The 13,009-nt window shown below is 75.5% G+C and carries 10 protein-coding genes and 1 riboswitch; of the genes, 8 read left to right on the top strand and 2 right to left on the bottom strand.

What is annotated here, in order from left to right:
* Positions 1–80 precede the first annotated feature (80 nt).
* The 4 genes from lepA to ACI792_RS02490 all read left to right on the top strand — a co-directional run bounded on the left by lepA (position 81) and on the right by ACI792_RS02490 (position 5,116).
* Entirely contained in the window at positions 81–1,931 is a 1,851-nt protein-coding gene (gene lepA, locus ACI792_RS02505; protein WP_456601180.1) for a translation elongation factor 4, read from the top strand.
* A 23-nt stretch (positions 1,932–1,954) separates the two neighbouring features.
* Positions 1,955–2,584, top strand: a complete 630-nt coding sequence (locus tag ACI792_RS02500; protein ID WP_456601179.1) for an MOSC domain-containing protein — start codon at positions 1,955–1,957, stop codon at positions 2,582–2,584.
* A gap of 104 nt (positions 2,585–2,688) precedes the next feature.
* Positions 2,689–3,393, top strand: coding sequence for an LppX_LprAFG lipoprotein (locus tag ACI792_RS02495; RefSeq protein ID WP_456601178.1), 705 nt, complete (start codon positions 2,689–2,691; stop codon positions 3,391–3,393).
* Between the two features lie 34 nt (positions 3,394–3,427).
* Entirely contained in the window at positions 3,428–5,116 is a 1,689-nt protein-coding gene (locus ACI792_RS02490; protein ID WP_456601177.1) for an MFS transporter, read from the top strand.
* Here the strand turns inward: ACI792_RS02490 and ACI792_RS02485 are convergent.
* A complete protein-coding gene (locus tag ACI792_RS02485; protein ID WP_456601176.1) occupies positions 5,094–5,630 on the bottom strand; it encodes a Clp protease N-terminal domain-containing protein in 537 nt (178 codons plus the stop codon). The genes ACI792_RS02490 and ACI792_RS02485 overlap by 23 nt on opposite strands.
* A 2-nt stretch (positions 5,631–5,632) precedes the next feature.
* The gene (locus ACI792_RS02480) at positions 5,633–5,866 is read right to left on the bottom strand and encodes a helix-turn-helix domain-containing protein (RefSeq protein ID WP_456581668.1); all 234 of its coding nucleotides are present in this window, start codon (positions 5,864–5,866) and stop codon (positions 5,633–5,635) included.
* 63 nt (positions 5,867–5,929) lie between these two features.
* Positions 5,930–5,994: riboswitch (guanidine-III (ykkC-III) riboswitch) on the top strand.
* Positions 5,995–6,005: 11 nt separating this feature from the next.
* Here ACI792_RS02480 and ACI792_RS02475 point away from each other — a divergent pair.
* The 4 genes from ACI792_RS02475 (at position 6,006) to ACI792_RS02460 (ending at position 12,886) form a co-directional block, all read left to right on the top strand.
* A complete protein-coding gene (locus ACI792_RS02475) occupies positions 6,006–6,320 on the top strand; it encodes a DMT family transporter (RefSeq protein WP_456601175.1) in 315 nt (104 codons plus the stop codon).
* Positions 6,321–6,401: 81 nt separating this feature from the next.
* Positions 6,402–10,001 carry a BTAD domain-containing putative transcriptional regulator gene (locus tag ACI792_RS02470; RefSeq protein WP_456601174.1) on the top strand — a complete coding sequence of 1,200 codons (3,600 nt, stop codon included), beginning with the start codon at positions 6,402–6,404 and terminating at the stop codon, positions 9,999–10,001.
* Complete coding sequence (locus tag ACI792_RS02465) at positions 9,998–11,404, top strand: FAD-binding oxidoreductase (RefSeq protein ID WP_456601173.1); 1,407 nt, start codon at positions 9,998–10,000, stop codon at positions 11,402–11,404. The genes ACI792_RS02470 and ACI792_RS02465 overlap by 4 nt, the downstream gene beginning before the upstream one ends.
* A gap of 87 nt (positions 11,405–11,491) precedes the next feature.
* The gene (locus ACI792_RS02460) at positions 11,492–12,886 is read left to right on the top strand and encodes an FAD-binding oxidoreductase (RefSeq protein WP_456601172.1); all 1,395 of its coding nucleotides are present in this window, start codon (positions 11,492–11,494) and stop codon (positions 12,884–12,886) included.
* Positions 12,887–13,009: the final 123 nt, after the last annotated feature.

The raw sequence follows: 13,009 nt of genomic DNA, 5'->3' as shown, positions 1-13,009 counted from the left end.
GACGTCCAGCACACCCTGGACGCACCCGGGGACGCGCCCGTCTCCGACCCGGCGCGCGGACGTGGGACGATGGCGGCACTGTGACGACTCCTGCTGCCACCGATCCGGCCCGCATCCGGAACTTCTGCATCATCGCCCACATCGACCACGGCAAGTCGACGCTGGCCGACCGGATGCTGGAAGTCACCGGAATCGTCGAGGGCCGGAAGATGCGCGCCCAGTACCTCGACCGCATGGACATCGAGCGCGAGCGCGGCATCACCATCAAGGCGCAGAACGTCCGCCTGCCGTGGACGCCGCGGACCGGCGAGGACACCAGCACCGAGTTCGTGCTCGACATGATCGACACCCCCGGCCACGTGGACTTCACCTACGAGGTGTCCCGGTCGCTGGCCGCCTGCGAGGGCGCGGTGCTGCTGGTCGACGCGGCGCAGGGCATCGAGGCCCAGACGCTGGCGAACCTGTACCTGGCGCTGGAGAACGACCTCACGATCATCCCGGTCCTCAACAAGATCGACCTGCCGGCCGCCCAGCCGGAGAAGTACGCCGCGGAGATCGCGCACATCATCGGCTGCGACCCCGACGACGTCATGCGGGTCAGCGGCAAGACCGGAGCGGGCGTCCCGGAGCTGCTCGACCGGATCGTCACCGACATCCCCGCTCCGACCGGCGTGGCCGAGGGGCCGGCCCGGGCGATGATCTTCGACTCGGTCTACGACATCTACCGCGGCGTCATCACCTACGTCCGCGTGGTCGACGGCCGCATCTCGGCCCGCGAGAAGATCAAGATGATGTCCACCGGCGCCACGCACGAGCTGCTGGAGATCGGGGTCATCTCGCCCGAGCCCAAGCCGGTGGACTCCCTGGGTGTCGGCGAGGTCGGCTACTTCATCACCGGCGTGAAGGACGTCCGCCAGTCCCGCGTCGGCGACACGGTCACGCTCCAGCACAAGCCCGCGACGGAGTCGATCGGTGGCTACCGCGACCCCCGGCCGATGGTCTACTCCGGGCTCTACCCGATCGACGGCAGCGAGTACCCGCTGCTGCGCGAGGCGCTGGACAAGCTGCTGCTCAACGACGCCGCGCTGGTCTACGAGCCGGAGACCTCGGCGGCCCTGGGCTTCGGCTTCCGCGTCGGCTTCCTCGGCCTGCTCCACCTGGAGATCGTGCGCGAGCGGCTGGAGCGCGAGGCGGGCATCAGCCTGATCTCGACGGCGCCCAACGTCGTCTACCGGGTGATCATGGAGGACGGCACCGAGCACACGGTGACCAACCCCAGCGACTGGCCCGAAGGCAAGATCGACCGCGTCTACGAGCCGGTCGTCAACGCCACCGTCATCGCGCCCAGCGACTACACCGGCGCGATCATGGAGCTCTGCCAGGGCCGCCGGGGGCAGCTCGGGGGGATGGACTACCTGAGCGAGTCCCGGGTCGAGCTGCGCTACACCCTGCCGCTCGGCGAGATCATCTTCGACTTCTTCGACGCGCTGAAGTCGCGCACCCGCGGCTACGCCTCGCTGGACTACCAGGAGGCGGGCGAGCAGGAGTCCTCGCTGGTCAAGGTGGACATCCTGCTGCAGGGCGAGGCCGTCGACGCGTTCAGCGCGATCGTGCACAAGGACAAGGCCTACAGCTACGGCGTGATGATGGCCGGCAAGCTGCGCGAGCTCATCCCGCGGCAGCAGTTCGAGGTGCCCATCCAGGCCGCCGTCGGCTCCCGGGTCATCGCCCGCGAGACCGTCCGCGCCATCCGCAAGGACGTCCTCGCCAAGTGCTACGGCGGTGACATCACCCGCAAGCGGAAGCTGCTGGAGAAGCAGAAGGAGGGCAAGAAGCGGATGAAGATGGTCGGCCGCGTCGAGGTCCCCCAGGAGGCGTTCGTCGCCGCGCTCTCCACCAACGAGTCCACCGCGTCGGCCAAGCCGAAGTGACCGGGCGGGTCGACGCCGTCTGCGTGTCCGGGGCCGACCTGCTGCCGCTGCCCGACCGGAAGCCGAACCGCAGCGGCATCGCCAAGCGACCGGTGCCGGGGCGGGTCGCCGTCGGGGAACTGGGGCTCGCCGGCGACGTCCAGGTCAACCGCAGGTACCACGGCGGGGACGGCCAGCAGGTCTACGCCTACGCCCAGGAGGACGCCGACTTCTGGATCGCGGAGCTCGGCCGCGAGCTGCCGCCGGGGATGTTCGGCGAGAACCTGCGGACCACCGGGCTGGACCTCACATGCGCCGTCCTGGGCGAGCGGTGGCGGGTCGGGACGGCGCTGCTCGAGGTGACCGCCCCTCGCATCCCGTGCGCCAACTTCGCCCGGTTCTGGGACGAGCGCCAGCTGGTCCGGCGCTTCACCGCGCGGGGCGCCCCGGGCGCCTACCTCCGGGTGATCGAGGCCGGTGAGCTGGGCGCCGGCGACGCCGTCGAGGTGGTCGCGCGGCCGGACCACGGCGTCACCATCGGCCTCGTGTTCCGCGCCTGGACGACGCAGAAGCACCGCCTGCCCGAGACGGCGGCCGCCCTCGACGTGCTGCCGGAGCGCAACCGCGCGAAGGTCGCCGCGAAGATCGCCGCGCGGGCGGCCACCGTCCGCTGACCCGGGCCGCCTCGCCGCACGGTGTCCCGCGCGGGGCCCGGGGCGGCGCCGCGCTAGGGTCCGTCGTCGGTACGCCGGCACGCCCGGTCCACGGAGGGGGCACCATGTCGCTGCGTCGAGGAGCCGTCCCGCTGCTGGCGCTGGCCCTGCTGGCCGGCCCGGGGCTCGCTGCCTGCGGATCCGACGAGCCCGCCGAGTCGGCGGCCGAGCTGCTCGACCGCGCCAAGCGGACGCTCGACGAGGCGGAGAGCGCGCACTTCGTGCTCGACAGCGACGGCGCCCCGGCCTCCGGGACCGTGCTCGTCGGCGGTGAGGGTGACATCGCCCGCCCGGCGTCCTTCGACGGGACCCTGCAGGTGCGGGCGCTCGGGTCCAGCCTGGACCTTCAGGTGGTCTCGGTCGACGGGACCGTGTACGCGCAGCTGCCGTTCACCAGCGGGTTCAGCGTGATCGACCCCGCCCAGTTCGGCATCGGTGACCCGGGTGCGCTGCTCGACCCCGAGACCGGCATCTCCCAACTGCTCGCCGAGGCCGACTCGGCGGAACTGGGGGAGGAACGGCGGGTCGACGGCGTGGTGGTCCGCGAGGTCACCGCCGAGCTGCCCGGCGACCTCGTGCAGGACGTCCTCACCAGCCAGGACCCCAGCCAGCCCGTGCAGGCGCGGTTCTCGGTCGCCACGGAGAGCGGTGAGCTGCGCCGCGCGGAGCTCACCGGCCCGTTCTTCGAGGCCGGCACCGACGCCACCTACCTCCTCGAGCTCAGCGACTTCGGGGCCGATGTCGAGATCAGCGCGCCGCCGACCGGCTGAGCCCGCGGCCGCGCCTCCCCGGCCGCAGCCGGGGATGGCTGCGATCGTCCTCGCCACCCTCGCCGTGCTGGTCACGGCGGCCGACACCTACGTCGTCGTCCTGGCGCTCCCCGACATCCTCACGGGGGTCGGGGTGGGGCTGGACGAGCTGCAGCGGGCGACGCCCATCGTGGGTGGGTTCCTCCTCGGCTACACAGCCACCCTGCCGCTGCTCGGCCGGCTGGCCGACCTGCGGGGGCGGGCCCCGGTGCTCATCGGCTGCCTGCTGCTGTTCGCCCTCGGCTCGCTCCTGACGGCGACGGCGACGGCGCTCGGCCCCGCCGTGGCCGGCCGCGGCCTGCAGGGCATCGGCGCCGGTGGCCTGGTGCCGGCCACCCTCGCGCTCGTCGCCGACCGCTGGCCGCCGGAGCGCCGGGCGGTCCCGCTGGGCGTCGTGGGGGCGGTGCAGGAGGCCGGTGCGGTGCTGGGGCCGCTGGCGGGCGCCGCGGTGCTGGCGGTGGCCGACTGGCGGGCCATCTTCTGGCTCAACCTGCTGCTGGGGGTGGCGCTGGCCGCGGGAGTCGTCGTCACCGGCCGGGTCCGCCGCCCCGACCCCGTCGGGCTGGCGCTCGCCGTCCTCGCCGCCTGCGCGCTGGGCCTGCTGCTCGCCGAGCCGCCATGGCTCGCCGAGGACGTCACCCTGGGGTTGCTGTACGTCCCCCTGCTCGACGGAGCGGCGTGGACGGCGCCGCTGCTGCTGGCCACCGTCCTGCTCGTGCTCGCCCTCGTCGTCCGTGGGGTGGTGCGGCCCGCGGGCGCGGTGCTCCCGCTCCGCGGGCTGGGCCGGCTGGCGCGGGAGGTGGACGTCGTCGGCTCCCTGCTGGCGGTGGTGTCGCTGGGCGCCCTGGTGTGGGCCTTCGCCGCCGCCGACCCGGCCCGCGAGGTGGTCGCCCACGGCCGGCTGCTCCTGCCGATCGCCGCCGTCGCCGGTGTGCTCTTCGTGCTGCACGAGCGGCGCGCCCCGCAACCGGTGCTGCCGCTGGCGGCGCTGCGGCCGGTGGGGGCCTGGGGCGCCCTGCTGGTCAACCTCTTCGTGGGGGCCGCCCTGGTCGCCGCGCTCGTCGACGTCCCGCTCTTCGCCCGCGCGACCACGACGCCCGGTGACCAGCTGGGGGCGGCGCTGGTGCTGCTGCGGCTGCTGGTCGCCGTGCCGGTCGGCGCGGTGGCCGGGGGCTGGCTGTGCCGGGTCGTCGCGCCGCGCGTCGTCGCCGGGGCCGGGATGGCGCTGACGGCGGCTGCCTTCACCGCGATGACCGAGTGGGACGAGCGGGCCCTGGACGGCGCCTGGTCGACCGTCGTCCTCGTCGCCGCGGGCCTCGGCTTCGGGCTGGCCATCGCGCCGGTCAACGCGGTGCTGCTCGCGGTCACCCCGCCGCGGGTGCACGGGAGTGCCAGCTCGCTGGCCGTCGTCGCGCGGACCGTCGGGATGCTCGCGGGGCTCTCGCTGCTCACCGCCGTCGCGCTGCGCCGCTTCACCGCCGAGGTGACGGCGATCGGGACCCCGATGGAGCTCTGCCCCACGAGCCCGGCCGACTGCGCGGCCTACGACGCCGCCACCGAGGCCGCGGTCCTCACCCAGCTGCACACCGTCTTCGCCGGTGCGGGGATCGCCGCCGCGCTGGCCGCGGTCGCGGCGCTGGTCCTGCTGCGCGGCGGGCCGCTCAGGGGTCCAGGGCCAGCCTGAGGTCCTCGCGCAGGGCCGGCACGTCGACGCCGCGGTCGTGCAGCAGCTTCATCGCCAGACCCTGGCCCTCGCGGATCAGGCCGAGCGCGATGTGCCCGTCGGTGATGGTGCGCGACTTCAGCGCGATGGCCTCGCGCAGCGCCAGCTCCAGGACCTTCTTCGCCCGCGGGCCGAAAGGGACGTGCCCGCCGGTGCGCCTGCCCCGCGGGTCGTCGAGGGCGCCCGGGCCGAACGCCTCCTCGACCCGGTCGCGGACTGCGTCGAGGTCGATGCCCAGGCTGCTCAGCGCGTCGGCGTCGAGGTCACCGGCCGCGACGGTCGTGCGCACCGCGGTGACGGCGACGTCGTGGGTGACGCCGTGGCCGGCCAGCACGCGGGCCGCCGTCGACCCCGGTGCGGCCAGCATGCCCAGGAGCAGGTGCTCGGTGCCGACGCGCCCGTGCCGGAGCGCCCGCGCCTCGGCCTGCGCGCCGACGACGACGTCGCGGGCCTCCTGCGTGAAGCGTTCGAACATCGTCAGTCCCTCCGTCGGAGCGGCCCGCGGCCGCGCGCGTACTTCTTGTGCACCGCCTGCCGGCTGACGCCGAGCTGCTGGGCGATCTGCTCCCAGGTCCACCCCTCGTCGCGGGCGTTGTCGACCTGCAGCGCCTCGAGCCGCTCGACGAGGACCCGCAGCGATCGGACCGCTGTCAGCCCCACCGCCGGGTCCTTGCTGCTGGCAGCCGCCGCCACCTGTGCCGTGTCCGCCATGGCTGTCAACCTAGGTTGCGCCCGCCCCCGGTGTCAATCAGTGTTGACACGTGCGAGGGTGGAGGGGAGCCGTCTCCCGGCTCCCGGACGAGCGGTGCCGTACCCGGTGTGCGACAAGACGGCGCCAGAGGAGGCCACGATGGCGTGGTTGGTGCTGGTGCTGTCCGGGGTGCTGGAGGCGGTGTGGGCGACCGCGCTCGGCCGGTCGGAGGGCTTCACCCGGATCGGCCCGTCGATCCTCTTCGTCGTTGCCCTCCTGCTGAGCATGGCCGGGCTCGCCTACGCGATGCGGGAACTGCCCATCGGCACGTCCTACGCGGTGTGGGTCGGCATCGGCGCCTCGCTCACCGTGGCCTACGCGATGGTGACCGGCACCGAGCCGGTGTCGCCGGCGAAGGTGCTCCTGATCCTGGGCCTCATCGGCTGCGTCGTGGGGCTGAAGGTTCTCCACTGACCGCTGTTCGGCCCGCCGCCGGGATGCGACCGCTCCTCAGGGACCGCTCACTCGTCTAGCTTTTCCCGCGAGGGAGGCGCTGTGGGCGGCACCGGGCAGCTGCGGATCCACCTGCTGGGCTCGTGCGCGGCCTCCGCCGGAGGGGCGCCCCTGGATCTGGGAGGCCCGCGCCAGCGCGCCGTCCTCGTCCTCCTCGTGCTCGCGCGGGGCGAGGTGGTGCCGGTCGAGCGGCTGACCGAGTCCGTCTGGGGAGACCGGGCACCGGCCGACCCGGCGGGCGCGCTCCAGGCCTACGTCTCGCACCTGCGCCGACGGCTGCAGCCCGGTAGCGCGGCCCGTCACCGATCGACGGTCATCGTCAGCGAGGGGCGCGGCTACGCCGTCCGGCTGCCACCGGACGCGGTCGACGTCTGGCAGTTCGAGCAGCTGCTCGACCGGAGCGGGGCGGTGGGCGATCCGGCGGAGGTGGCGGAGCTGCTGTCCCGCGGCCTCGCGCTGTGGCGGGGGCCGGCGCTGGCCGAGTGGGCCGACGAGCCGTGGGCGGCTCCGGAGATCGGCCGCCTGGACGAGCTGCGGGCGGTGGCCCGCGAACGCCTGGTGGCCGCGCGGCTGGCGCTGGGGGACGCGGCGGTGCTCGTGCCGGAGCTGGAGGCGATGGTCGCCGAGCAGCCGATGCGCGAGGAGCGGTGGCGCCTGCTGACCCTGGCTCTCTACCGGGCGCAGCGGCAGGCCGACGCGCTCGGGGCGCTGCGCCGGGCACGCAGCACCCTCGCCGACGAGCTGGGCGTCGACCCGGGGCCCGCGCTCCAGGAGCTGGAGCGGCAGGTGCTGGCCCAGTCGCCGGAGCTGGCCGTCCCCGCGCAACGAGGCCGCCCGGAACGGTCCGACCGCGCGGCCGACCCCCCGCCGGACGACCTCCTCGACCGCGACGCCGAGCTGACCGCGGTCCGCGCCGCCCTCGACGAGCTCCTCCGGGGTGAGCCGCGGCTGCTGCTCATCGAGGGGCCGGCGGGCATCGGCAAGACCCGGCTGCTCACCCAGGCCCGGCGCATGGCCGTCGAGCGGTCCATCGGGGTGCTGTCGGCGCGGGGCAGCCCGCTGGAGAAGGCGTTCGGCTTCGGCGCGGTCAGGCAGCTGTTCGAGCCGCGGCTCACCGATCCCCGGCGCCGGGACGAGCTGCTCGCGGGGGCGGCGGCCAGTGCGCGGGCGGTGTTCGACCCCGCGGGCGGGGAGGCGCCGGACGGCTCGTTCGCCGCCCTGCACGGGCTCTACTGGCTCGCGGTCAACCTCACCGCCGACGGTCCGGTGATGCTCGCGATCGACGACGTGCAGTGGTGCGACAGCGCGTCGCTGCGCTCGCTGGCCTACCTGGTGCGCCGGCTGGAGGCGGTGCCGGTGCTCGTCGTCGGGACGGTGCGGACCGGTGAACCGCACGAGGACGAGGAGCTGCTGGCCGAGCTGGCGCTGGAGCCCGCCGCCGTCGTCCTCCGGCCGGGCACGCTCTCCGCCGGGGCCGTCACCGAGCTGGTGGCGCGGCGGCTGGGGGAGCCGGTCTCGCCGCTGTTCGCCCTCGCCTGCCACCGCACGACGTCGGGCAACCCGCTGCTGCTGCGCCAGCTGCTCCGTGCCCTCGAGGCCGACGGCGTGCGGCCCGACGCCGCCCACGCCGACGTGGTCGTGGCCGTGGGGTCGCGTGCGGTCTCGAGCATGGTGCTCCTGCGCCTGCGCCGGCTCGGCGGCGCGGCACCGGTCGTGGCGCGTGCCGCCGGGGTCCTCGGTGACGGGGCGCCGCTCCCGGTGGTCGCCGCGCTCGCCGAGCTCTCCGAGAGCGACACCGCGGCCGCCCTGGCCGGGCTGGCCCGCGCCGAGATCCTGAAGGACGAGCAACCGCTGGCCTTCGTCCACCCGCTGGTCCGCGAGGCGGTGTACCGCGACCTCCCCGCCGCGGAGCGGGCGCTCCGGCACGAGCGGGCCGCCCGGCTGCTGCGCGAGGCGGGGGCCAGCGACGAGCAGGTGGCCGCCCACCTCCTGCTCGCGCCGGTCCGAGGCGACGGCGAGGCCACCGAGGTGCTGCGCCGCGCGGCGCGGACCGCGGCCGAGCGCGGGGCCGCCGACAGCGCTGTCACGTACCTGCGCCGGGCGCTGGCGGAGCTGCCCACGGGTGAGCAGCGGTGCGACGTGCTGCGGGAGCTGGGCATGGTGGAGTCGCCCCTGGAGGGCGCGGCGGGCACCGAGCACCTGCTGCAGGCCTACGAGGGGACCACCGATCCCCGGGAGCGCGCCGGCATCGCCGTCGCCATCGCCCGCACGCAGGTCTTCGCCAGCCCACCGGGGACGGCGACGGCCTTCGCCCGCCAGGCCGCGGAGGCGCTGCCCGACGGGCTCGACGACCACCGGCAGGCGTTGCTGGCGATCGAGCTGGTGAGCGGCTACATGCACGCGCTGGACCCCTCCCTCTGGCGGCACCCGGTACCCGAGCCGTCCGGCGACGGGCACGGGGCGCAGATGCTGGCGGCGGCCCTGGCCTACGACGCGACGATCGAGGGCACCGACCGCGACCGCGCCGTGCGGCTGGCCCGCTCCGCACTCGACGGCGATCGCCTCTGGGTGGTCGACCACGGCCTGTTCTGGGTCGTCGCCGCCATCATCCGGATGCTCGCCGACGACGACCTGGGCGACTTCTGGGCCCGCGCCCGCGCCGAGGCCCACGCCCGCGGATCGCTGTTCGCGGTCCTGTCGACCAACCTGTGGCAGGGCTTCTGGCACTGGCGTCGCGGGGAGCTGGCCGAGGCCGACTCGTGCCTCACCAACGCCCTCGACGAGAGCCGGATGTGGGGCGGGGCGGGGATCGCGCCGCCCTTCGCCCACGCCTTCCTGATCGGGTGCCACCTCGACCGCGGGGACCTCGCCGCCGCTCGCGCCACCGCGGACGCGGCCGGTGGCGGTCCGGGCGTCGGCGACGGTGGCCGGCTCCTGCAGCACGCCCGGGCCCGGGTGCTCACCGCCGAGGGGCGGCACGAGCGGGCCCTCGCCCTCCTGGACACCGTGCCGACGCCGATCCCCGTCCCCAACCCGGTGTGGAACCCGTGGCGCAGCACCGCGGCCCTCGCGCTGCGCGGGCTCGGCCGGACCGACGAGGCGGTGGCGCTGGCGGAGGAGGAGGTGGGCCTGCTGCGGCGCTGGGGGGCGCCGAGCCATCTGGGCGCGTCGCTGCGGCTGCTGGGCGAGCTCCGGGGGCCGGACGGGCTGGCCGAACTGCGGGAGGCGGTCGCGCTGCTGGCTCCGACGACGGCGGCGGTCGACCTCGCCCGCGCCCGGTGCACCCTCGGCGCCCGTCCGGAGGTGACCGACCACGAGGCCGTACCGCTGCTGCGGGCCGCGGTCGAGGAGGCGCACGCCCGGGGAGCGCTCGGCGTGCGGGATCGGGCGCGGGAGGCGCTGCAGGCCCGCGGCTGTCCCGACGCCGTCCACCGGGTGGCCGTCCGATCCCCGACGGTGACCGAGCGCCGCATCCTCGAGCTGTCGGCCGCCGGGCTGGGCATCCGCGAGGTGGCCCAGCAGCTGTTCCTGACGCCGGGCATGGTCCGCTCGGTGCTCGAGCGGGCGTCGGCCGACGGCCTCAAGTTCTTCTCAAGTCCGACGGGTGAGGCTCGGACACCGGCACCCGGGAGGACCCCGTGACCCAGCAGCAGATCGCCGAGTCCGCACCGTCCAGCGCCGAGGCGCTGCGGGGGTTGTGCGGGGGCTCCGTGCAGCTGCCGGGGGATCCCGCTTACGACATGGCGCGCTCGCCCTGGAACCTGCAGGTGCGCGACCACCCGGCGGCGGTGGCCTACCCCGCCTTCCCGGACGAGGTGGCCGACGTGCTGCGCGCCGCGGCCGCCGCCGGCCTGCAGGTGGCCGCCCAGGGCACCGGGCACGGGGCGCCGCCGCTCGAGGGCCGGCTGGGGGAGGCCGTGCTGCTGCGCACCTCGGCGATGACCGAGCTGGAGATCGACCCCGACCGCCGCACCGTGCGGGCCGGCGCCGGCGTGCTGTGGGGTGACCTGGCCGAGACGGCCGGCCGCCACGGGCTGGCCGCCCGGCACCCGTCGTCGCCGGACGTCGGGGTGGTGGGCTACAGCCTGGGCGGGGGGATCGGCTGGTATGCCCGGAAGCTCGGCCTGCAGTGCAACGCGGTGACGGCGGCCGAGCTGGTCCTGGCCGACGGCACGTTCGTGCGGACGACGGCCGAGCGGGACGCCGAGCTGTTCTGGGCGCTGCGGGGCGGGGCCGTGCCGCTCGGCGTGGTGACCGCGCTCGAGTTCGACCTCTTCCCCCTCGAGACCGTGGTGGCCGGCCACCTGTCCTGGGACTGGACGGTGGTGGAGCGGGTGCTCCCGGCCTGGGTGGCCTGGTGCGCGGACGCGCCCGAGGACGTCACGACGGCGTTCCGGCTGCTCGACGTCCCGGACGACCCCTCGGTCCCGGCGCACCTGCGCGGCCGCCGGATCGCGATGATCGACGGCGCGGTCCTGGGCGACGACGCCTACGCCGCCGACGTCCTCGCGCCGCTGCGCGCCCTCCGTCCCGAGCTGGACACGGTCGCGCGGGTCCCGGCGGCGTCCCTCGTCCGGCTGCACCTCGACCCGGAGGGGCCCACCCCCGCCTACGCCAGCAGCACGCTGGTCTCCCGGCTGCCCGAGGCGGCCGTCGCCGCCATCACGGCCGCGGTGGGTCCTGGTTCGGGCACCCGGCTGGCCGCCGCGGAGCTGCGCCAGCTCGGCGGTGCGCTGGCCCGCCCGGACGCCCACGGTGGTGCGCTGTCCGCGCTGGACGGCGAGTTCCTCGCCCTCGGGCTGGGTCTCGGCGGTGGCGACGACCAGGACTGGGAGCAGCAACGCGAGGACGCCGCCCGTTTCCTGGCCGCGGTCGAGCCGTGGGCAACCGGCCGGCAGTACCTGCCGATGCTGGACGAGCGCACCGACACCCGGAAGGTCTTCCCGCCCGGTGTGCACGCCCGGCTGGCCGCCGTCCGCCGGGCCGTCGACCCGGGCGACCTCTTCGTCGCCGCGCACCACGTGGAGACCCGCCCGCCGGCTTGAGACGGCGCCTCAAGGTCGTCGCAACCGCCTGTCAAGGACGGCGCGCCACCGTTCCTCCATCAGCTCGACCCCGACCTGGAGGACCCCGTGACCGCCATCCTCGACGCCCCCGTCGTCGACACCGAGATCTCGTTCGACACCCTGCGCAGCCTGCTGACCGGTTCGGTGCACACGCCCGAGGAGCCGGAGTACGACGCGCTCGTCTCGCCCTGGAACCTCGCCGTCCCGATGCGCCCGGCCGCCGTCGTCGCCGTCCGCACGGCCGACGACGTCGCCGCCGCCGTGCGCTTCGCCGGCGCCCACGGCATGACCGCCGGCGTGCAGGCCACCGGCCACGGCGCCGAGCGGTCCCTCGCCGGGCACCTGCTGGTCCTCACCCGCGGCCTCGACGAGGTCACCGTGCACCCGGAGGGCTGGGCCCGGATCGGCTCCGGCGTGAAGTGGTCGCAGCTGGTCCCGGTCGCGGCGTCCCACGGCCTGGCCGGGGTCAACGGCTCGACCACGGACGTGAGCATCGTCGGCTACACGACCGGTGGCGGTGTCGGGCCCCTCGCCCGCACGTACGGCATCAACGCCGACCGGGTGCGTGCCTTCGAGGTCGTCACCGGCGACGGGGTGTTCCGCCGGGTGACCCCGACCGAGCACCCCGACCTGTACTTCGCGCTCCGCGGCGGGAAGGGCGCGGCCGGCATCGTGACCGCCATGGAGTTCGACCTCGTCCACATGCCGGAGTTCTACGGCGGTGCGATCTACTTCGACTCCGCGGATGCGGCCCGGGTCATTGACCGGTGGCGGGGCTGGGCGGACGACCTGCCGGAGCTGGGGACGACGTCCTTCGCCATCTTCCAGCTCCCGCCGCTGCCCGAGGTCCCGCCGCCGCTCGCCGGCCGGATGACCCTCGCGATCCGGTTCCTGTGGACCGGGGAGCCGTCGGAGGGCGCCCGGCTGCTGGACCAGCTGCGGGACGTGGCACCGGTGGTCCTGGACGACGCCCGGCTGCGGCCCTACACCGAGATCGACGCCGTGCACGCCGACCCGGTCGACCCGATGCCCGTCGTCGACCCGGCGATCCTGCTGAACGCCTTCCCGGCCGAGGCGGCCGACCGGCTGCTCGCCGTGGCCGGGCACGGGTCGGAGTCCCCGCAGGTCATCGTCGAGGTGCGGCACCTGGGCGGGGCCTACGCCCGCGAGGGCGCCCACCCCAGCGCGTTCAGCCACCGGGCGGCGCGGTTCAGCGTCCTCACCGTCGGCATGGCGATGGACGAGGAGATGGCCGCTGCTGCACTCGCGCACGCCGACCAGGTGTTCTCGGCGCTCGCCGACTGGGACACCGGGGGCGTGTGGCCGAACTTCGGGATCCCGCACGACGCGGTCTCCGCCCGGCGGTCCTACGACGAGGCGACCCTCTCCCGGCTGCGGGAGGTCGTCGACGCCTACGACCCGCAGGGGGTCCTGCAGGCCGGGGCCTACACCCGGGCGTGAGTCCCGGGCGGGGGGGGGGGGGGGGGGGGGGGGGGGGGGGGGGGGGGGGGGGGGGGGGGGGGGGGGGGGGGGGGGGGGGGGGGGGGGGGGGGGGGGGGGGGGGGGGGGGCGGGGGGGGGGCGG

This window comes from Blastococcus sp. SYSU DS0669, from assembly GCF_054050895.1.
Note: the sequence above shows the minus strand (reverse complement) of the source record. Positions and strands in the feature narration are given on the sequence as shown.

Coding starts and splice junctions, on each gene's coding strand:
- ACI792_RS02495 (WP_456601178.1), top strand. CDS start 2,689: ATGTCGCTGCGTCGAGGAGCCGTCCCGCTGCTGGCGCTGGCCCTGCTG.
- ACI792_RS02490 (WP_456601177.1), top strand. CDS start 3,428: ATGGCTGCGATCGTCCTCGCCACCCTCGCCGTGCTGGTCACGGCGGCC.
- ACI792_RS02485 (WP_456601176.1), bottom strand. CDS start 5,630: ATGTTCGAACGCTTCACGCAGGAGGCCCGCGACGTCGTCGTCGGCGCG.
- ACI792_RS02480 (WP_456581668.1), bottom strand. CDS start 5,866: ATGGCGGACACGGCACAGGTGGCGGCGGCTGCCAGCAGCAAGGACCCG.
- ACI792_RS02475 (WP_456601175.1), top strand. CDS start 6,006: ATGGCGTGGTTGGTGCTGGTGCTGTCCGGGGTGCTGGAGGCGGTGTGG.